The sequence below is a fragment of the Bradyrhizobium sp. UFLA05-125 genome (assembly GCF_059803515.1).
In genome coordinates this window covers 1-20,192 of sequence record NZ_JBANBJ010000113.1, presented here as the reverse complement: position 1 = coordinate 20,192, position 20,192 = coordinate 1, and the positions used below count along the sequence as shown (strand labels likewise).

Genomic DNA, 20,192 nt, shown 5'->3' with positions numbered 1-20,192 from the left:
CATGTACATTTCCGGCTTCATCGCCATCAGCTCTTCGTCGACGGCATGGAACCTGTTCATGTGGTCGTTCTGCACCAGGCTGATCGACTCGATGCCGCCGCCGATCGCGATCTCGACGCCGTCGAGCATCACCGAGCGCGCGGCAACCGCGATCGCCTGCAGGCCAGAGGCGCACTGGCGATCAATTGTGGTACCGGCAACCGTGACGGGGAGACCGGCACGGATCGCGCCCTTGCGCGCGACGTTCATCACCATGGTGCCCTGCTGCATGGCGCAGCCCATCACCACGTCCTCGACCTCGCCGGGCGCGATACCGGCACGCTTCACCGCTTCCCCGATTACATGGCCGGCCAGGGTCGGACCGTCGGTGTTGTTGAGCGCGCCGCGATAGGCCTTGCCGACACCGGTACGCGCGGTAGAAACGATAACTGCATCAGTTGTCATGCTTGCCTCTCTGCTTAAGCCGCTTTTTCGAGCCGCGCGTAGCGCAGCAAGTGATAGGCGGGATCACCGAACTGGATGTTGATGGAGGAAATGCGCTTGAAGTAGTGCCCGACGTTGAGCTCGTCGGTCATGCCCATGCCACCATGCAGCTGCACGGCCTGGTCTGCGACGAACCTGCCGGCATAACCGATTTTCGATTTTGCGCCTGACGCCAGCCGCGAGACGCCTGCGTCGCTCGCGTTGAGGCTGAGATTGAGGTGCTGCATCAGGGAGAGCGCCTCCTGATGCGCGATGAACATGTCGACCATCCGGTGCTGCAGCACCTGAAACGAGCCGATCGTCGTTCCGAACTGCTTTCGCGTCTTTGAATATTCCAGCGTGGCCGAGTTCAGCTCCCCGATCGCACCGACGGCTTCTGCACAGAGCGCGCCGATCGCCCGATCACGGCAGGCTTCCAGCGCGGAGCCGCCCTCGCCTTCCTTGCCAAGCAGCTGACCGCGGACATTGTTCAAACCGACCTCAGCGGCGCGGCGTCCGTCGATGGTCTTGAAACTCTGCAGATCCAGGTTGGCTGCGCGGCGATCGACGACGAACAAGCTGACGCCGCCGCGGTCACCTGAGATCCGGGCGGAGACGATAAGATAATCCGCCCAGGGTGCCGCGATCACAGCCGTTTTCTCGCCAGTGAGGACGTAGTCGCCGCCGTCGCGGCGCGCATTGGTCGTCACCGTCGCCAGATCGAAGCGCGAGCCCTTTTCGGCCCAGGCCAGAGCCCACATCTTCGTCCCCGCGATGATGTCGGGGATAAAGCCCTGCTTCTGCGCGTCGGATCCCGCCTGCTCGATCAGGCCGCCGGCAAGCACGACCGTTTCCACGAACGGCTCGATTACGAGGTGGCGGCCGAACTCCTGCATGATGATCATGGTCGACAGCGGCCCGCCACCGAGACCGCCGACGTCCTCGGAGAACGGCGCCGCGAACAGGCCGAGTTCGGCGAAATCAGCCCATTGTTCGCGGCTGACGCCTTCTTCGCTTGCGACGATCTTGCGGCGCGCGTCAAAATCATACTGGTCGCGCAGCAGGCGCTGGACGCTCGATCGCAATAATTCCTGCTCTTCCGTGAACTGGATATCCATCCGATCCTCTTGTGGCGCTGTTGCTAGAGACCGAGCACTGCCTTGGCGATGATGTTGCGCTGGATCTCGTTCGACCCGCCGTAGATGCTGAGCTTGCGCGAGTTCAGGTACTTTTCCGACGCGGTGTGTCCATAGTCCGGCCCAGGCATGAAATGGTTCGCGCTGACCGGATGCTCGCGGATCGCCAGACCATAATTGCCGATGGCACGGTGAGTCAGCTCGGTGATGTTCTGAAAGATCTCGGTGCCGCGGATCTTGAACAGCGAGGCCGCCGGCCCCGGATCGATCCCGCGCGCCATCTGCGCCACGACCCGCAGCTCGGTCGCTTCCAGCGCCAGCACGTCGAGCTCGACGCGCGCGATATCCCTGATGAATTCGAGATGGGCCGGATCGTCCTGCGGGATCTCGGCCTTCACGATCCGCTTCAGGCGCTCGATGTATCGGGTCGAGCGGCCGATCCCGGCCATGCTGGTCCGTTCATTGCCGAGCAAGAACTTGGCGTAGCTCCAGCCCTTGTTCTCTTCGCCGATCAGGTTCTCGACGGGAACACGAACGTCTTCCAGGAAAACATCGTTGACCTCATGGGAGCCGTCGATGGTGATGATCGGCCGGACCGTAACGCCGGGCGACTTCATATTGATCAACAGGAACGAAATGCCGGACTGCGGCTTGGCGGTCGGATCGGTCCGCACCAGGCAAAAGATCCAGTCGGCGTGCTGGGCCAGCGTGGTCCAGGTCTTGTGACCGTTGACGATGTAGTGGTCGCCGTCACGCATGGCCTTGGTGCGGACGGTGGCAAGGTCGGATCCGGAGCCCGGCTCGGAATAGCCCTGGCACCACCAGTCCTCGCCGGAGAGGATGCGCGGCAGAAACTTCTTCTTCTGCGCCTCGTTTCCGAACGTATAGATGACCGGGCCGACCATAGTGACGCTGAACGCCAACGGCGGCATCGTGCCCGCACGGGTCGTCTCCTGCTCGAAGATGAAGCGGCGCGTGATCGCCCAGCCGGGTCCGCCATATTCCTTCGGCCAGAGCGGCGCGATCCAACCCTTCTTGTGCAGGATGCGATGCCACAGCAGCATCTGCTCTTTGGAGAGATCGGTCTCCGGGTTCGGAACGCGCATCTCCGCCGGATAATTCCCGGCGATGAAGGCGCGCACCTCGTCGCGGAAGGCCGCATCCTCCGGTGACAACGCGAGCTCCATCGGACCTCCTCCTACCACTTCTCGCCGAAGGGGCGGATTTCCAGCTCGAACGTCCAGGCGCTCTTCGGCTGCTGATAGAGCTGCCAGTAGGATGCCGCGACCGACGACGGCGGCATCAGGAGATCGGGATTGTCAAGCGCATCGGGACCCAGCGCCTCGATGCGGCGCTGCCGCACCCATTCGGTATCGACGCCGGAGTCGATGATGAGATGCGCGACATGGATGTTCTTCGGCCCCAACTCGCGCGCCATCGCCTGCGCCACCGCGCGCAGGCCGAACTTGGCGCTGGCGAAGGCTGCATAGCCGCTGCCGCCGCGCAAGGATGCCGTGGCGCCGGTAAAAAAGATGTTGCCGCCGCCGCGTGGCAGCATCAGCCGTGCCGCTTCGCGTCCGGCCAGGAAGCCGGAATAGCAGGCCATCTCCCAGACTTTCCGGAACACGCGCTCAGTGGTCTCCAGGATCGGGAAATTGACGTTGGCGCCGATGTTGAAGATGCAGACTTCCAGCGGCGCGTGCTTGTCGGCGTCGTTGAGGAAGGAGACGATCTCCTCCTCCTTGCGCGCGTCGAGCGAGCGAGCATGAATCTCGCCGCCGGCGGCCTCGACCTCCTTGACCAGCGGCGCGAGCTTGTCGCCATTGCGGCGGCCGGCGAAGATCCTAAAGCCTTCGGCGGCAAATTTCTTGGCGATCTCGCCACCGATGTAGTCGCCGGCACCGATGACAGCGACAGTCGCATTTCTCTTCTGCATGGTTTTCTCCGGCCTCTGGTTTTGACTGAACTCTTCTCGAAAGCGGCATCGAGCCGATGCTCACGCTTGGCCGCGCAGGGACTCCGCCAGCCTGTGCTTCAGAATCTTTCCCGTCGAGGTCGCCGGAAGCGCATCCAGCAGGATGATTTCCGAGGGACGTTTGTAGGAGGTGAGCTGCGGGACGACATGAGCCATGAGGTCCTGCGCGGTGGCCTTTGAGCCCTTGATCAACTGCACGAAGGCCACGACCTCTTCATTGCCCTCGACTGGCCGCCCGACCACGGCACACTGCACCACCGCATCGTGCGTACTCAACACTGCCTCAATCTCGGCCGGATAGACGTTAAAGCCGGAGCGAATGATCATCTCCTTGGTTCGGCCGACGATGTAGAGGCAGTCACCCTCGAAGCGAGCGAGGTCACCGGTGTTAAACCAACCGTCGGCATCGATCGCCTTCGCGGTCAGGTCAGGAGCGCGGTAGTAACCGCGCATCACATTCGGGCCACGAACATGGAGCTCACCGACCTCACCGTTGGCAACGGTCTTGCCGTTCCGAGCGACGAGCTTTGCCTCAAGGCCGGGGAGAACCGTTCCTACTGCGTGGTCGACCCTGGGGCTATCGGCCCGAACCCCGGAAATGCCCGGCGAGCACTCGGTGATGCCATAGCCGTTCAGGAGTGGCAGGCCGAGTTCCTGCTCGACACGAGATTTGAGCTCCAGATCGAGCGGCGCTCCCGCCACCGCGATCAGACGGAGCGCACCGCGATCGAACTTCGGCTGGCCTGCGTTACGCCGGTACTCGAGCAGACGCTGGTAGGTCGCGGGCACGCCATTGAGGATGGTAATCCCCTCCTCCGCCATCGCCTTCACAAGGGCAGCCGGATCATACTTCGTGACCAGGCGTACTGTGCCGCCGACCATCAAAGTCATGGTGAGCAGCGAAATGCCGACGATGTGCGAGATCGGAAGCACGCAATATTGCACGTCGGCCGAAGTCATCTTCCGCCAGCCCGCCGTGCCCCTGGCGCTAAACAGAAGATTGCGGTGAGTCAGCATCACGCCCTTGGGCGTGCCCGTGGTCCCCGACGTGTAGATGAGAACTGCAACCTGATGCGAACCATCGGTCTCGACCGGCTCCGCCGAAGTCTCCTCGTTCAGCGCGGTCACGCCGATGCCGCGGAGCGGGCCGACATCCTGCAGAGACGCGCCATATCGCGTCGCGTGGTCAGCTGCTTCCTGCGACACAGCGGCTGTAAGGAAGACCCGGCGAGCCCCACTGTGATCCCTGATCTGGTCAATCTCGCGGGGCGACAGCCGCGGATTGACGACGATCGCCCAGGCATCGATCCGGCTTGCGGCGAGCAGCAGACAGGCAAGCGGAATGGAATTTTCGCTGACGATCATCATGCGGTCGCCGGCGCGGACTCCGAGCGCCTGCAGCGTGCCGGCGACGCCACCCACGCTCCGATCCAGTTCGCGATACGTCAAGCTTGCCTTGTCATCGATCAGCGCGAGCCGATCCGGCGTCGCATCGACATACCGGTCGATCACCTCGTGGATCCGGTTTGGCAAACCTTCAAGATGTTCTGCCGCCGTCTGCGTCGAAGCCACCACTGAAACCTCCCTGCAACGGCCCCTCGGGCCCGATTCTTGTCTTGCACGCGGTTCGGATCAGGCGGTCTTGCGCCGTTCCGTGGCCAGTTGCGCGACGATCTCGTCCTCCACCTCGCGCAATTTGTCCTTTCCAAAGAAAATCTCGCTTCCGACGTAGAAGGTCGGCGATCCAAACGAGCCGCGAGCCACGGCGTCGCTGGTGTTCTCGATCAGCTTCTTCTTGACGTCGTCCTGTTGTGCCCGTGCGATAATGCGGTCGATATCGAGGCCAGAGGACAAGAACGCCTCGCGGAACACCTGCGGATCGTCCATCTTCTTGGGCTCGACCCACATGTGATGATACGCGGCGCGGAAATAGGGCTCAAATATTCCCTCGAACTGGGCCGCCACAACGCCGCGCATCAGCGTCAGCGTGTTTACCGGGAAGAACGGGTTCGACTTGAATTTGGTGATGTTGTAGCGCCGCAGAAAACGCGCGGTTTCGAGCGCATTATATTCGGGCTTGTTCTTGATGCCGTGCAGGGACTCGGCCGGCGACATGTTGCCGGTCGCCTTGTAGACGCCGCCGAGCAACACGGGGACGTAGTCGAACTTGACGCCCGTTCGCTGTTCGACGGCGGACAGTGCGAGTTCGGCAAGATAGGCATTGGGACTGCCGAAATCGAAGTGAAACTCGACCTTAAGCGGAGCGGTCATGGAGCGCCCTTCCCTTCGACGGCGGCGCTTGCGTGCGCGCCTGGTTGATGCGCGACAATCGATATAGTTCTATTTTAGAACTGTCAATATGATGTTGATCATACAATAGAGCTGCAAGCCGCCGTTTTCGGACATCCCGTTGATTTTCCGTCAGTTCCGATTTAGAATTTATTTGTAATGCCGTGGAGAGATCGATGAAATGGGACGCGCTCGAGGACGAACCGTGCTCGCTCGCCCGAACCGTGGCGGTGATCGGCGACCGTTGGAGCCTGCTCATCCTGCGCGAATGCTTTCTGCGCATCCGCAGGTTCGATGAATTCCAGGCGTCGCTAGGAATTACCCGGCATCTTCTCGCTGACAGGCTGAAGAAGCTGGTGCGGTTTGGCGTGCTTCGCCGGATTCCCTACCAGGAATCGCCAAAGCGTTACGAATACATCCTGACGCAGAAGGGCCTCGACCTCTATCCGATCATCATGTCGATCGTGCACTGGGGTAACATCCACATGGTCGACTCACGTGGAAGGCCGATGCTGCATGAGCACAAGAGCTGCGGAAAACTGTTCGATCTCGTGATGGTCTGCTCGGAATGCGGAGAGCCACTGACGGCCAAGGCCGTTCATGTACATCCCGGTCCCGGAGCGCGGCAATCGTCGCCAGTACATTCAAAGGCGTAAGCGTCTGCCAGAAGAACCGTTCGGTCGGGCTAGATCCCTGATGGCGAACGCCCACGGGCTCATCGTCGCGCTTCAAACCGGCTCATGCTGCGTGCGAGGCCAGACCGGTTCAACATTTCCTGTTATGAGACTTACTTAGATCTCTCGGTGTACACATCGTGCACACGGGGGAATGGTTCATCAGCAAGCTCCTTTGCCGGCCGAAAAGCGAGGCTCACCATGATCTCCAACACCATCACCGCGAAGTTCTGGATCAGGCGGCCTGGCGCGTCGCTCGTTGCTTTTGCCCTCGCCATCACGCTGTCGGTTTCGACGGTGCATGCCATCGAAGATGCCCACAAGGTCGGCGTGGTGTCCTTTGGACTTTTCGGCGATCAAGGCGTATTTCGAAGCGAGGCGACTGGTGCAGCCCAGGTCGTCGCCGATCGTTTCGAAACTGGACCGATCGAGGTGCAGTACAATTCGAAGAAGGGTGGCAGCGCCACTGTCGAAACGCTAGCCAGGTCGTTACGGGTTGTGGCCGGCCGCCTGGACACCGAGAACGACGTTTTGTTCTTGATCCTCACCTCGCATGGCTCGCCGGACGGCCTTGCTATCAAAGCAGGGCGGCTTGCGCAAACACTCACACCCTCCCGTCTCGCCGAGATCCTCGAACAGACCGGCGTACGCCACAAGGTGGTGATCATCTCGGCCTGCTACTCTGGAGTCTTCATTCCTCGTCTCGCGAATCCCGATGTCTTGGTCATCACAGCGGCGGACGCCGATCATCCGTCGTTCGGCTGCGAAGACAAGGCGAAGTGGACTTATTTCGGTGACGCCTTCTTCAACGTCGCGCTCCGGCGAGCCGAAAGTCTGAAAGACGCATTTACCAGTGCGCGCGCGCTCGTCAGGAGGCGAGAGCTGCGTGAGCGTTTCGAGCCGTCGAATCCCCTGATGGCAGGTGGCGCAAACGTGCAGCCATTGCTGGTTGCGCGCCCTTGAACGATCCACCACGCTTCCGATAGCCAATTGGACTAGCTTGCCGTGGACCGTCGCATCGTACCTCTGTTGTTGATGTAAAGCGCTTTGAACGCAGCGTGATCGGCCGCGTAGCGATTGCGGTTGGCCTCATTCGGCACGATTTGAGACACGATCGGGTTAATGCGGTCGATGTCCTCCGGCACGAAGATCCCGCAACCTATTCCTGCGAGAAAGGCAGATCCGAGCGCAGCACCTATCGTGTGTCGGCGCACATTCTGATGCACGCTTGCAATGTCGCTGACGCATTGTGTCCAGAGAGGATTCTGCACGCCGCCTCCGGCCGCGTAGATGCTTCGAGCCGGCTGGATTTCGGCAAAGCTGTCGAGATTGTGCCGCGTTGCGTGTCCGATTCCCTCGATCAGCGCACGATAGACATCGCCGCGCCGGTGCGCGAGCGTCAGGCCGAAGATCAGTCCCTTGGCTTGCGGATCGTTGATTGGCGTTCGCTCACCACTGAAATAGGGCAGCATCAGAATGCCGTTTGCGCCCGGCGGACTTTTGAGCGCCTCTTCCATCAGCGTCTGGAAGGATGACTCCTCGTCGGAAAGTCCAGTCATTTCCTTGCGAAACCATTGGGTGAGACCGCCTCCAGTCGCAAGCCCGCCCATGACACTCCAGGTGTTCTCGAACAGAAACGGCGCAGCCCAGAAACGGGAGTCGACGACGAGATCGGCATTGACCTGGATGAAGAAGGCCGTAGTGCCATACATGATCATCAAGTCACCCGGCTTTTGCACGCCGACGCTGATCGCTTCGCTCGCCGCATCGATGGTGCCAGCGATCACAGCCGTGCCTGCGGCAAGCCCGGTTGCTGCTGCGGCCTCAGTGCTCACATGGCCGACAATCTCCGTTGTCCAGGCTATTTCAGGTAGCCAGTCGACCGGGCAAATCCGTTCGATCGTCTCGTCATGCCAAGCGTTGGCGGCAAGGTCATAGAATGGCGTGTAACAGGACGCGCCGTAGTGATCGACGACCCACCGTCCCGTCAATCTGTGAACGATAAAGGTAGGACAGCCGACGATCCGCGCGGTTTTGCGGAAAGTGTCAGGCTCGTGCTTGGCAAGCCACCGTACCTTCGGGCCGACAGATTGTGTCGTCAGCGGATTGCCGGTTCGGGCCAGCACGGCCGGTGCGCCGAGTTCCGCGTTGAGCTCTTCGATTTCGGCTTCGGCGCGCGTATCGACGCCATACAGGATGGCTGGGCGTAGGGGCTCGCCGGCTTGCGTCACAGGCAGTGCACAGGGGCCAATCCCGCTGCACCCGACCGCAGTGACTGCGGCCGGGTTGATCCCACTGTCCTGGATCAGACGCTGGCTCAGCGCGCGAAAGCCCTCCCACCAATCCTGTAGGGCGTCATGTTCTGCGAGTCCTGGCCCTGGCACGCGCATGTCGTGCTTGCGCTGCGCAGTTGCCCGAATAGTACCGAGCTCATCGAGCAGGACGCCTTTGCTGGAATAACTGCCAATATCGATGCCTAGGAGGTGGCGCATGAATATCTCCTCCGTTTGAAGGAGAAGCCTGCCTTCATATCGTGCAGGGCAAGGGCAAGCAGTGCCGCTATCTGTTCAAGATCGGCAAGGTCGCAGGTTTCGATCGGCGCATGCGTGTAGCGTGTCGGATAGCCGATATCGATGGAGGGAATACCTTCACCCACGAGCTGAACGTATGAGGAATCCGTCAGGCAGCCGGTGTGAGCGCTGCGCTGGATCGGCATTCCCACACGGCTTGCGGTCTCCACGAGATGATTGAGGAGCGCAGGATGCGCAAGCGTACCATTGAGCGTGCCGCGCCCGTGGAAGCTATAGAGGCCAAGCGCCGGGCCGCCGCCAAGCTGCAGTTCGCCGCGCTCCTTAAGATCAGGCGTATCGGAGGCGACCATGATATCGATCGAAATCGCGGCATCTGGCCTGAGACGCTCGGCCGCAAGCATGGCGCCGCGCAGGTTGAACTCCTCTTGGACCGAAAAGACCGCATGCAGCGTGGCGGGAACGGGTTCATCCAAAAGTCTCTGCACGAGGTCCATCAGCGCGGCGCAGCCGGCGCGGTCGTCGATCGCCGTTCCGGACACACGCGTGCCGGCCAGCCGTTCGAAAGAGGGGCAGTAGGTGACGGGTGCACCGATTTCGACGCCGAGAACTCGCACCTCTTCCGCTGATCTGGCGCCGAGATCGAGGAACAACTTGTCATAGCCGAGCACCTGGCCCTTCTCGTCTTGCGGGGTGGCATGGTGTGCTTTGATGCCGACGACGCAAGGGATCTGCTTGCCGTGCTTGTTCATGATCACCATGCGCAGGCCCGGCAGCACACGTTCGGGCACGCCCCCAAGCCGTTCCACCCGAACGAAGCCGTTCGCTTCAATGCGCCGTACCAAGAGGCCAAGCTGATCGGTATGGGCGAAGACCATCACCGATGGAGCTGCGGGATCCGCCCCCTTCACCGTAAGGGTCAGATTCCCGAACGCATCGCTGTGACTCTCGACCCGGCGGTCGGCAAAGGTGGCCCGGATGTAGTCGCTCACCGGATCCTCGTAACCGGAAAGACCAGGTATCAGGCAGAGCTCTTTGGTCCATGCCTCGATGCGTGCAAGGCTGCGTTGATCAATCGTCACTTTGGTCCGATCTGGTCCGGTACCGGACCTTTCCTGTTCATCAGATCTGGATCGAGCCGGCACCGCGGGCTGCCGGATCGCGCGAGCATGTCCTAAGCGACCGCGCGCGAGGCAGAGCGTATCGCTTTGACCTTGTCCATGAAGGCCTTAACACGCGCCGGATCGACCGGATTCTCGAAGATGCCGTCGACCTTGAAAGTAGATCCCACGACTGCCCCGTCCGAAACGGCGAGCTGGCGCTCGATATTGTCGATCCTACAACCCGTGTTGCAAAGCACAGCTGTGCCCGGTACGGCCGCTTTGACCGTGGAAAGGACCTGGGTGTCTGTTTCGGCGCCGGCGGTGAGGCCGGATACGCAGATGGCGTCAGGCCGGTTGTTGAACGCGGTCGAGCGAGCGATATCCGCAACCGAACGATCGCCCAGATAGGCGGCGGCTTCGGGCACGATGTTGAATAAAAGCCTGAGCTTCGGGGCGAGCCTTGCCTTGTGGCGCGCCGTTTCACCAACATTGGTATTCCAGAGCCCGAAATCGCTGGCGTACACCCCGCTCATGATCTCGCGAATGAAGCTTGCTCCGGTGGCGGCCGCAAGATCGATCGATGCTATCGGATCCCACAAGACGTTGACGCCAAACGGCACCTTGATGAAGCGCATGAGCTCGCCGACGACGCGTGCCATGGCCGCTGTGGTTTCGGGACGTACCGTGGTCAGGTAAGGCAGGCTGAATTCGTTGGAAAACATTACGGCATCGACACCGCCATTCTGGAGATGGTCGAGATCGGCAAGGGCCATTTCGATGACTTTGCTCATGCCGCCGACCATATCGTAGCCGGGATCGCCCGGCAGTGCCTGCAAGTGGCACATGGCGATGATGGGCTTGTCGACATGAAAGGTTTCCTTGAGCCACTGCATGAGCGTGTCCTCTTTCGATCTTTATTCGGCTAAAGCATTTCGCTCCGGCACAACATGGCGAGAGATGGGCCCCTCACCCTAATTTGCGGTAGCTGGACGTCGACCACGACCATCCTACCATATGCGTCGGGCTCTCAGCGCTTGCCGAGCGCGGACCAGCTCGCGGCTTGCGAGCTCAATCCGTTCTGGATGCTGCCCTGCTTGGCGTGCTCGGATTGAAGTCGAAGGACTTGATCGGATACACCTCTGTGCAGTTCTTCGTGCACTTCCCGATCGTCATGATCCTGGCTGCAGTCTTGATGATGACTTTCACCTACCACGCACCCATTCTGCCGTGATCGAACGATGAGGCTGACAAGGCGGGATGTCCGAATCTAACTGACCTGACATCGCCGAGCGTCGCGCACCGGCAAGCCAAGCAAGCGAAGGAAAAGTGAACTTTTGTCAGAATGAAAATGCGCGACGTGTCAGAATGAAAAGGGTCTTGACGCGCTAAGCCATTGAAATCATTGGAGCGGGTGAAGGGAATCGAACCCTCGTATTCAGCTTGGAAGGGTTTGGGCGGCTGAATACTATCAACGGCCATTCGGAAAAAAGAGGCCAAACTCGCTCGTTTAGCCGCAAACGGCTTTCTCGGCGTCCCGAACGGCAATAACTCCATCGCGATCGATTCTGCGAATGGAGCGCGACGGCGGCCCCTTCGGCCGTGCCGAGCCTTTTCGGCATTTTCCCCTTTACTCGGGGTGGACCAGCTGGTCCATCTCGGCCCTCGCCAGCGCCGTTGCTTTCTCGATAGCCCGCTCTCGCGTGAGGGGTTTCCGCTCAACCGGCGTGAGACAAGGGTGTCGCCAATAAACCAAACCGATTTCCGCCCGTGCGAACCAGTTGGTGCGTTGTGGCCGCCGGCGCCCGACCCGTCACGAGGCAACCTCTTTCGGTTCGGCAATGAGCCCCGGATGACGTCACCCTATCCGGTGCACAGATCCTTTACCGGCGTGCCCGACGCGCGGCGGAACGGGCAAGTTCGCGTCGACACCTCCGGAGAAGCCGTAGGCTTTGTTCGGGGGAAGCGAGGCCGGCGTTGGAGGCACAGCCGCAAAGCTCGGCGGCACGGACCGGCCGCCCGTCCCTTCGTCACCGCGTCGGCCGGTGTGCGTGCGCTGCTTTGGCCCTGCACTTTACTCGCGTTGATACCTCACGGGACGAGCTCGAAATATGGATGGCGAGCAGCGGCGGATTTTCGTTCGTGATCAGCAATGAAAGCCGTACCGGTCCCGGGCTTCACGGACAGCCTGGCTTCATTGCCTCGTGGCGGCCTATCCACCTGAACAAGCCGGCAATCAAAATTGCTGGGTCTCCCTTTAAGACCTTCGCCGAAGCCGAGAATGCCTGCGCGGCTTTCCTGGTGCACCTGACGCGGTAACGAATGCCCGCGCTCCCCTTGCGCTCGCCCTCCGGTCGCGCCGCCATTCGCAGATCGATTCGGCTAAAAAGTCGCCGAAAGTAGTCCGCAGCCCCCCTTGCCCGGTTTGACAACGGTGCCAGATAATGGAGTAGTTCGGCAGCGATTCCGCGCTAGGGCACAACTTGACCGATCTGCATCCGAGTTACCCGAATCCTACGATTATACAAGTGACCTGCGAGATTTCCTTCGGCACTGCGCACGAAGGACGACCTCTTAACCTCGCAGCGCTGTTAGGCGTTCTCGGTTCGCAATTTCCTGCGGTGCAACCCGTTCAGGATGTTCAATTGCATATTGCTGTCGGAGGAGGATTCCCGGCGCAGCCGCCGATCAGTCGCGCAAACCTTGCTGCTTTTCGTTTTGCCACCATGGACGACAAGAAGTCTGTGCAGGTATCCACGACTAACTTCGTCTATCAGTGGAGCGATCCGTACGAAGGATGGTCGTCCTTCAAAGAAGGCTTAATGGCTACATGGGTGGCCTGCTCTCCGCTATTGATGCCCGTGATCATCTCCAAGGTCGGATTGCGCTACATCAACCGCATCCCAAGATCGGAAAATTTTCCTAGGCTTTCGGACTGGATCAGGCCTACGGCAGACGTCCCGGAGGCACTGTTAACGTCCGCGGATCACTTCTTCGGAAGGACCGAATCATCACCTCAAGAAGCCAATCTGCGGCTCGTCACGGTGGCGAAGGAGATGGCGAGGCCCGATCGGCCTTTTGGCTCCGCGATCCTCGATATCGACCGAGTGAGCACCGAACCGTTTGAGCCGAGCAATGTGGCAATTTCTGAAAAATTAGAATTTATTCACGAAGATGTCTGGAACAGCTTTAACTCCGCAACCACCGATACTTTGAAGGCGCATCTGTCCGGGAAAATTCAATGAGTGCAGACACTCAACGGTGGGACGAGAACTCGGCCCCTAATAGTGGGCCGACGCCTGATTTCAACATCGCATCGGTGATCGGTACTCTGCGTCTTGACGCTTTTCCTTTGGGCTCCCCAATCGCAATGATGGATTTTTCCACGTCCATCCCAGCATCAACTTATCGCGTCACGGAGGTGGCCGGAACCACTCGACCATCGTCAAGGTCAGATGAAGGTCGCAATGTTGACTTCGAAAAACAGCGCGCTCGTCTAATTGGTGCTGTGCGTAATCTGAAGGATGACGCGCCGAATTGGTCTGGGGTGGCGAGCAAGGTCACCCCCGGCTCAGCACTTACAGCCGAGCAGTTTCTTTTTTGTCTGGCTCCCAATGTAGCTTTGCCGAAAGTCGCTCCTGACGGAGAAGGCGATGTTATGTTTGTTTGGGACGAAGCAGGAAAAGAGTGTGTCGTCACCGTCGAACCGAAGATGCTACACCTTGTAACAAAGCCGGGTGATCCGGCAGGCATGCAGGTAACAGCGCAGCGCTTCCTCGGTGTACAGATTCCACCCTCGATATTGCGCCACATTCCACTCAAGTGATTGCGTGCCCGACAACATCCCCGATGCAGATTTGATCTCTCGGCTACTCTTCGAGCCATTAATGCGGAGCGAAGACGCCGACTTGCTTTGGCCGAACGTCTTCCAATTCCCTACCCAGGACGGCCAGGTCGAGTCCGTCGTTTGGCGCGAACACGCTCCCGCTCTTGGTGACGTTCACAAGCTCGGCTGCGATAAGCAAGCGAGCGATCGAGCCAAAGGACGAGGCCGCTCTACCTATTTTGGCTCGATCACAGGTAACGTCGGCGACATAAAAACGGTTAAAAGCAAGGCGGGCATTTGTTTCACCATTGTGCACGCGCCCAGCGAGGGCATTCATCATGCTCACCTGGGATTTTCGGCAGGTAGCACGAAAGCAGACCGGAGCGAGCTAAAGGTGGCTCTGCGATCCAAATTCGGTCCGATCGAGCCGCATAGCTGCTCCTAGTTCAGGCCTTCATCGGCAGACATTGTCTTTCTCGGCCGGCGGCTGACGGAGTAGCGCCCATTCTTCGGAGGGCGACCGGCGGCTTCATTCCACACCCACGACAGACATTAGGTCGACTTCGCTTCCAGGCCCCACGAATCGATAATTTGCGAGGTGCTTACGATGCCGCTTTGATCGCGGAATGCCTCGCCCCGTCCACCGCGAGAACCGCACACCGTCGGGTCACCGCCCGGTCAAGATCACCTTCGGCGAGATGCGCGACATGGGCGTGCGCGGCGTTCTGATCTATTGCGCCGACTATCTTTGCAGCCACAACCTGGCTCTGGGCGCCGATCACTGGCCCGACGAGCCGCGGCTATCCGACATTGAACCCCGCCTTCTTTGTGCTGCTACCGAGGGGCAGCGGTTCCGGCCGGACTTTAATTGGAACAGGCGGGTCGTGGCGGCGATTGGTTTTCGAAATACGGGACAACCCTGAAGTTCAGAGAGAACCAACCATGATTTCGAGCAGACTGCTGATTGCCGTGCTGGTGACTGTGGGGCTGGCGAGTGCGCCCTTTGCTGCGGAAGGGAAGAAGTACAAGCACGTCCCAACCCAGCCGACACCTGGAATGGCGACAACGCCACCCAGAACTACTTATGGGACAATGGGGACTTCCGTTGGAACTGTGACCGCTCCGTCAGTGGGATCGTACTATAAGCCTTCGGTAGGCGTGACGAACACGGTCCCCACTTGGAGCAACACCAATCCTCCTGCGCGTTAAGTTAAGTTTCCTATCCGGCTATGCGCTTTGTGCCTGTGCGCAGTGTCACAAACCTGTGGCACGGCTATTGCTGTTCAACAATCAACTGGGATTTCAGAGCTCAGTTTGAGAAGAAAACGCTGCCGGGACCCGTTGACTGGCGGGACAGTCCGCGAGCGTGTGTCACCAGCCGCTGTCGGTTGCGCTTGCCGATGGATCGGAGCGATGCCGGAGATCGTGGGCGCGATCGGCGATATTCAGCATGACGCGGTGCATCCCACCAGCGCCGTCTCCGATGATGCTGTGCCAGCATCACGACCATCACGCTGAAGGCCAGCGGCGCGGAGTTCGGTGCCGGGATCAAGGTGGCGGTCGAGCGCGGCTGGCTCGAGCTGCACGAGACGGTGCGGCTCTTGAAGACAGAGGCCGCCAACTGAGACGGCCTTACCACGCCTCATCCTTTGGGAACGCCTCGTAAGGCGGCGAGTGCTTCCCGGGACTCTGCATCAAATCAGCAAGCCTGTCTGCGGCTCGATCTATCTGCGAAGGGCTTCCGACTGCTGGAGGCAGAAACGCGTCATACTGAGGTCACGTCGCGCAGCCCACACCTCGTGCAACACATGATCGAGCGCCTCCACGACATTGGTCCCGGGTACGGTGCGGCGCACAGGCCCGCGTTGATTAGCCATTGAACTACTCCTCCAGATGATGCTCGTCCGAAGTCGGAGGCCCCTTGTCCCATAGTCGGGACGATCCTGCTTTATAGCGAACTCGCCCGCTGTGGCTGATCTGCGGCGCATGTAGGAGTTGTGCTGCCGCCCAAGGAACACAGGCTCCTGCTCTGCCCGAGAGCAAGATTCATGTGCGCCGGCTGCTGCGAACAGAAATGGATCGAAAAACTTGCGCAACCTCATCTTCTCGACCAGCGACAATACCGATCCGCACACAAATGGCCGACGCTATTTCGCGGTCATTCGATAGCCGACGGTCACCCGGGAAAGCTATGCAGTCTGTGCCAGTGCGGGCATGCGGCGGCGACTAGTGTCCAGCAAGTTCGCAACTGGACCGAAGCCGCGCGCTCTGTTCTCGTTATTGCCTGAACTGGCCGGCGATGACTTTGCTGCCGGTTGGGAACAAGAATCGGCTGTGCTGTTTAGGGAGTCCGGGGGACGAGCGTGTGTCAGGAGTACCCTCATGATCAGGAAAATTGTTATCACAACAGCGGCAACTGCCGTGATTGCGTTTGCCCCTACAGCAGCCTCAGCGCGTGCGGGCTTCCACGGAGGCGGCTTCCACAGAGCTGGGCTCCACAGCGCTGGTTTCCACAGAGCCGGCTTCCACAGAGCCGGCGGTTGGCGCGGCGGCGTCGCTTGGCACCGCAGCGGCCGGGGGTGGCGTGGACCAGCTGTAGCAGCTGGCGTGGGGCTCGGCCTCGCGAGTGCAGCCACCTGGGGCCGCCCTGGTTGGAATCAAGGTTGGGGCTGGAATCAAGGTGCGGGATGGAATCAAGGTTGGGATTGGAATCAAGGATGGGGGCCGAGTTCAAGTTATGCTGCCTGGGGTGGTAGCTGCACGCAGTGGCGCCGAGTCTGGACCGGTCGGGGATGGCGCACTGTGCCCGTGAACGTTTGCCGATGACCGCCGTCTAAGCGGACCCCGCTGAGGCCAGCGGGCCCTATGGACATCGCCCCAGCCGGTGGGCGTGGGCAGCCAGCCGCCGGGCGGGCTTCTATTTCCGTCGACAGTGTTGCATCCAAGCTCTAGCGGCGCAGCCACATTGTCGCCACGATTGGTTCCAGCCGGTCGGATCGACCAGCGCGCTGGCATGGCTAGGCTCGGCACATCTTCGGCGGGGGCGTGTGCCGGGCCGCCAGCCAACCCCGGCGCGCGACCCGCATCACGCTACACGAAGGTTCGCGTGCCACACTTCCATTTGCAGTGAAGGTTGTGCCCGCAATGACATCTTGGTGTTTCATTAGAGAGCGGCAGGCATCGCGGTCAGGTACGCACCTCCGCTATCACTGGGCCGTCTGATGACGCGGCGAAAAACTCTCCAGCTGCGCCGAAAGCTTCCGTCCGGGACGGGCCTCGCGCTACTGGTGTTTGTCGCGAACATCCTGATGGCAATGCTCGCCTGGGTCGACGTCGGCCGCGTCCTGAACTGAGATGTCCCACTCACGCAGGCTGAACGCAGCCGTGACGCCGGCGAATACATCGCCGCGCTGCCCAAGGCCGTGCATGATGCCCCGGAATGGCAAGCGGCGATGAAAGCCCTGATCCTGGTGGCCGAGCAAGGCGGCCCGACGATGCTCGCGCGGATTGGCATCATGCGTGCCTTGAACTGCGGAAAGCCGTCGCCAGATTCCGGACCGCAGCGCAGGCGTGGCTCTGCCGATAGTTGAGGCAACCACGGCTGAAGAACTCGATATCGCCTTTGCATCGGCCGTCGCCCAGCAAGCCGATGCGATGATTGTTCTTGGCGATAATCTAACCAATCAAGAGGCACCGCGCGTTACCGCGCTCGCGGCAAAGCACCATGTGCCTGCGATGTATTCTTTCCGACAATTCGCCCCGGGCGGATTGATCGTGTACGGCCCTGATCTAGCCGATCTGTTCCGCCGTGCAGGCGACTACGTCGATAAAATTCTCAAAGGGACCAAGCCTGCCGATCTGCCGGTCGAGCAGCCGACCAAGTTCGATCTGGTGATCAACCTCAAGGCCGCAAAGGCGCTTGGCCTCGAAATACCTGCCTCATTGCTCGCCCGCGCCGACGAGGTGATCGAATAGAGATGCGGTTTGCTGCGGCGCATGAGTCCTGTGATGGCCCATCAGCGAAGTGGCCGCGCGCCCCGTCGAGGTCCGCTCAGCGGGGGCATAGCGGACTAGATTTGCTCACGTTGAGTTCTTCGCCTCTTGACCCGGTGCGGACCTCGAACTTGGACCCCGACTTGGCTGTGCGTCGGAAAAATGCCGCACCGGCGCGTGGCGCCAGCGCGGCACAAGTTTAGCTCGCTTTTTGCACTGCCGGAGGCTTCCACGAACCGTTGATGATCGAGGGCGAGTTCTCCTTCGGCCAGTACATTCGCAGCATCAGGACAAAATCGCCCTTCGGCGCCGGCAGCCAGTTCGCTTCCTTGTCGGCACCCGGCGACTCGTTCTGGAAGTAGAGGGTTAGCGAGCCGTCCGGATTGAACTTTGGATTGTCGCGCATGCTGACGGTGAACCTGTTCAGCGGATTGGGAACGAACCACCAGCCCTGGTCGATCATGTACATGGTGAACGACCAGAAGCCGTTGACAGGCGGTGTCGCATCCTTTGCAAATGTCAACGTGTATTTGTTTGCCCCGCTCAGCTTCTGTCCCGTCGAGTCCTTCTCGGTGTTCGGGTAGACCGCATCAAGCTCCTGATTGGCGGGCCAACCGAAGGCCGCCACCACCGCTCGCTTCATGTAATCGGAGGGGCCGTAGGTGCCGAGACCTTTCGTGATCGACCAGCCATCGACTATCCCGCCGAGGTTCTCCTTGTTGGCCTCGATCTTTTTCAGAGCTGTCTGGGGAATGTCCTTCAGCGCTGCCTGTACAGCGGGGTCGAGCTTGTTCATCTCGAACGGCTTGCCGGGCACGATGCCAATCTTCGCCATGCTCGCGAGCATCGGTGCATCCGCCGCCGGCGCGGGCGCAGCCGCAGCCATGAGCTTGGTCATCAGGTTGAAGTACCCCTCCGTTCCCATAGCAAGAATGACCGTCTGCGGCTTGTCGGTCATGCTGAAGCCCGGGTTGGCATTCACCGGCGGCGCGACTGGCGTGTACGGCTTGCCCCAAGCAGAAAGCGGCGTGATCTTGTATTGCGCCTGCAGCGCGTTGACGGCCTTGTAGTCGGCCTCGGTGCCGTCGGCGTAGGTGCGGCCGAGGATGACCATGTACCTCGTCGCCATCGGGAAGTGCTTCATGTCCGCAGGCACCTCGCCTTTCCAACCTGGGGCGGTGAAGAGGTAGTTGGCAGCCTTTCCACCGGCCGTGCGTTTGCTCGGCGATCTCTCGGAATCCGACATCCAGAGGTCAGTAATCTCGAAAAGGTAGAAGCGGTCACCCATGTCTGGATGGCTGAACACCTGCGGCTCGGCGAGGTCGAGCCAGGCAACGGAATACAGCGTGTCGGCGTTGGGCGCGGAGACGCCGCGGTAGTCCGCGGGTGGATAGCGAGGAACGTTGACGAACTGACCGGTGGGACTTGTGAACCCCTCGACCTTTGGCACGTTGCTCATCTGTACGCGGGTGACTTCAGTCGTGATGAGCGAATAGCCGTAGACATAGGCGTCCTCGGCGATCTGCTGCGCTTCCGCAGGTGACAGTGTTTGCGCCTTTGCGGGCAGCGTCATCGCGTCGCAGGTCGCCGCGAAGCTGCTGGCGATGGCACCGTGCACAAATCTTCGTCGAGTTGGATTCATTGCTAACTCCCTTTATGTCGTCGTTGAGGATTCGCCTTATTGGAAGCCGCGAACAAGTGAGTCGCTGCATGCCCCCAAAAGGTTCGACACAAGGGCCATGCAATCGAAGGTAGGCAGCAATGGAGATTTCCGCTTGTGGCCCAAAGCGGTGGTCCCGGAATGAACTCGGCCCCGCAGTGGAGTTGGTCCTGCGGCTTCTATCCCGGCACCGATCCCGGTGAGCACCGCGGTGGCATTGCCGAGACGTTCAACGAAGCGCGCCAACGTTTCGGGGTAGCGTGGCAGGAGCTTGCCGCCACGCGCACGGAGGCAGACTTCGAGACGTGGCGTCGCCAGCGTGACTGGACCGCCTGGAAGGATCGGATGCACCGGCTAGCACTTCCGCTGCCGACACAACGTCCAAAAGGGATTGCACGCTGCTTCTGTGGCGAGGTAATCACGAACCCGACGCTCGACGCTCATATCCACACCACACACCGCCAGACCGCCGCATGAAGCTCACCGCCGAACGTCCCTTCGCCAACCCGGAAACCGCCGCTTGCAAGCTCGTTGAACTCGCCGCAGGCA

General features: G+C 60.5%; 22 protein-coding genes. 10 read left to right on the top strand and 12 right to left on the bottom strand.

What is annotated here, in order from left to right:
- The 6 genes from SO156_RS43465 to SO156_RS43440 form a co-directional block, all read right to left on the bottom strand.
- A partial coding sequence (locus SO156_RS43465; protein WP_498539127.1) for a thiolase family protein occupies positions 1 to 444 on the bottom strand: 444 nt, incomplete at its 3' end.
- 14 nt (positions 445 to 458) lie between these two features.
- Positions 459 to 1,580 carry an acyl-CoA dehydrogenase family protein gene (locus SO156_RS43460; protein ID WP_498539126.1) on the bottom strand — a complete coding sequence of 374 codons (1,122 nt, stop codon included), beginning with the start codon at positions 1,578 to 1,580 and terminating at the stop codon, positions 459 to 461.
- 23 nt (positions 1,581 to 1,603) lie between these two features.
- Complete coding sequence (locus SO156_RS43455; protein WP_498539125.1) at positions 1,604 to 2,785, bottom strand: acyl-CoA dehydrogenase family protein; 1,182 nt, start codon at positions 2,783 to 2,785, stop codon at positions 1,604 to 1,606.
- An 11-nt stretch (positions 2,786 to 2,796) separates the two neighbouring features.
- Positions 2,797 to 3,534 (bottom strand): SDR family oxidoreductase, encoded by a 738-nt coding sequence (locus tag SO156_RS43450; protein WP_498539124.1) that lies wholly within the window; start codon positions 3,532 to 3,534, stop codon positions 2,797 to 2,799.
- A gap of 60 nt (positions 3,535 to 3,594) precedes the next feature.
- On the bottom strand, positions 3,595 to 5,148 hold the full coding sequence (locus tag SO156_RS43445) for a class I adenylate-forming enzyme family protein (RefSeq protein WP_498539123.1): 1,554 nt from the start codon (positions 5,146 to 5,148) through the stop codon (positions 3,595 to 3,597).
- 57 nt (positions 5,149 to 5,205) lie between these two features.
- Positions 5,206 to 5,844: a 2-hydroxychromene-2-carboxylate isomerase gene (locus tag SO156_RS43440; protein WP_458149538.1), complete on the bottom strand. Its 639-nt coding sequence runs from the start codon at positions 5,842 to 5,844 to the stop codon at positions 5,206 to 5,208.
- Positions 5,845 to 6,038: 194 nt separating this feature from the next.
- On the opposite strand from SO156_RS43440, the gene SO156_RS43435 reads away from it, so the two are divergent.
- Complete coding sequence (locus SO156_RS43435; protein WP_498539122.1) at positions 6,039 to 6,518, top strand: winged helix-turn-helix transcriptional regulator; 480 nt, start codon at positions 6,039 to 6,041, stop codon at positions 6,516 to 6,518.
- A gap of 219 nt (positions 6,519 to 6,737) precedes the next feature.
- On the top strand, positions 6,738 to 7,499 hold the full coding sequence (locus tag SO156_RS43430; RefSeq protein WP_458149536.1) for a C13 family peptidase: 762 nt from the start codon (positions 6,738 to 6,740) through the stop codon (positions 7,497 to 7,499).
- 32 nt (positions 7,500 to 7,531) lie between these two features.
- Here SO156_RS43430 and SO156_RS43425 read toward each other — a convergent pair whose 3' ends face one another.
- The 3 genes from SO156_RS43425 to SO156_RS43415 all read right to left on the bottom strand — a co-directional run bounded on the left by SO156_RS43425 (position 7,532) and on the right by SO156_RS43415 (position 11,060).
- Positions 7,532 to 9,028, bottom strand: coding sequence for an FGGY-family carbohydrate kinase (locus tag SO156_RS43425; RefSeq protein WP_498539121.1), 1,497 nt, complete (start codon positions 9,026 to 9,028; stop codon positions 7,532 to 7,534).
- Positions 9,013 to 10,146, bottom strand: coding sequence for a M42 family metallopeptidase (locus SO156_RS43420; RefSeq protein ID WP_498539120.1), 1,134 nt, complete (start codon positions 10,144 to 10,146; stop codon positions 9,013 to 9,015). The genes SO156_RS43425 and SO156_RS43420 overlap by 16 nt, the downstream gene beginning before the upstream one ends.
- A gap of 92 nt (positions 10,147 to 10,238) precedes the next feature.
- Positions 10,239 to 11,060 carry a BtpA/SgcQ family protein gene (locus SO156_RS43415; RefSeq protein ID WP_498539119.1) on the bottom strand — a complete coding sequence of 274 codons (822 nt, stop codon included), beginning with the start codon at positions 11,058 to 11,060 and terminating at the stop codon, positions 10,239 to 10,241.
- A gap of 167 nt (positions 11,061 to 11,227) precedes the next feature.
- On the opposite strand from SO156_RS43415, the gene SO156_RS43410 reads away from it, so the two are divergent.
- The 7 genes from SO156_RS43410 (at position 11,228) to SO156_RS43380 (ending at position 15,199) form a co-directional block, all read left to right on the top strand.
- Positions 11,228 to 11,398: a hypothetical protein gene (locus tag SO156_RS43410; RefSeq protein WP_498539118.1), complete on the top strand. Its 171-nt coding sequence runs from the start codon at positions 11,228 to 11,230 to the stop codon at positions 11,396 to 11,398.
- An 881-nt stretch (positions 11,399 to 12,279) separates the two neighbouring features.
- A complete protein-coding gene (locus SO156_RS43405; RefSeq protein WP_498539117.1) occupies positions 12,280 to 12,483 on the top strand; it encodes a hypothetical protein in 204 nt (67 codons plus the stop codon).
- 164 nt (positions 12,484 to 12,647) lie between these two features.
- A complete protein-coding gene (locus tag SO156_RS43400) occupies positions 12,648 to 13,409 on the top strand; it encodes a TIGR04255 family protein (protein ID WP_498539116.1) in 762 nt (253 codons plus the stop codon).
- Positions 13,406 to 13,990, top strand: a complete 585-nt coding sequence (locus tag SO156_RS43395; protein ID WP_498539115.1) for a hypothetical protein — start codon at positions 13,406 to 13,408, stop codon at positions 13,988 to 13,990. Before SO156_RS43400 ends, SO156_RS43395 begins: the two co-directional genes overlap by 4 nt.
- Positions 13,991 to 13,994: 4 nt before the next feature.
- Entirely contained in the window at positions 13,995 to 14,435 is a 441-nt protein-coding gene (locus tag SO156_RS43390) for a hypothetical protein (protein ID WP_498539114.1), read from the top strand.
- Positions 14,436 to 14,616: 181 nt separating this feature from the next.
- Positions 14,617 to 14,913 carry a hypothetical protein gene (locus SO156_RS43385; protein ID WP_498539113.1) on the top strand — a complete coding sequence of 99 codons (297 nt, stop codon included), beginning with the start codon at positions 14,617 to 14,619 and terminating at the stop codon, positions 14,911 to 14,913.
- Positions 14,914 to 14,932: 19 nt separating this feature from the next.
- Positions 14,933 to 15,199, top strand: coding sequence for a hypothetical protein (locus SO156_RS43380; RefSeq protein ID WP_498539112.1), 267 nt, complete (start codon positions 14,933 to 14,935; stop codon positions 15,197 to 15,199).
- A gap of 515 nt (positions 15,200 to 15,714) precedes the next feature.
- Here the strand turns inward: SO156_RS43380 and SO156_RS43375 are convergent.
- Both SO156_RS43375 and SO156_RS43370 read right to left on the bottom strand, forming a co-directional pair.
- Positions 15,715 to 15,867: a hypothetical protein gene (locus SO156_RS43375; protein ID WP_498539111.1), complete on the bottom strand. Its 153-nt coding sequence runs from the start codon at positions 15,865 to 15,867 to the stop codon at positions 15,715 to 15,717.
- Between the two features lie 1,404 nt (positions 15,868 to 17,271).
- Complete coding sequence (locus SO156_RS43370) at positions 17,272 to 17,472, bottom strand: hypothetical protein (RefSeq protein WP_498539110.1); 201 nt, start codon at positions 17,470 to 17,472, stop codon at positions 17,272 to 17,274.
- An 88-nt stretch (positions 17,473 to 17,560) separates the two neighbouring features.
- Between SO156_RS43370 and SO156_RS43365 the strand changes: the two genes are divergently transcribed.
- A complete protein-coding gene (locus tag SO156_RS43365; protein WP_498539109.1) occupies positions 17,561 to 17,965 on the top strand; it encodes an ABC transporter substrate-binding protein in 405 nt (134 codons plus the stop codon).
- A 217-nt stretch (positions 17,966 to 18,182) separates the two neighbouring features.
- Here SO156_RS43365 and SO156_RS43360 read toward each other — a convergent pair whose 3' ends face one another.
- Complete coding sequence (locus tag SO156_RS43360) at positions 18,183 to 19,625, bottom strand: DUF1254 domain-containing protein (RefSeq protein WP_498539108.1); 1,443 nt, start codon at positions 19,623 to 19,625, stop codon at positions 18,183 to 18,185.
- Positions 19,626 to 20,192 lie beyond the last annotated feature (567 nt).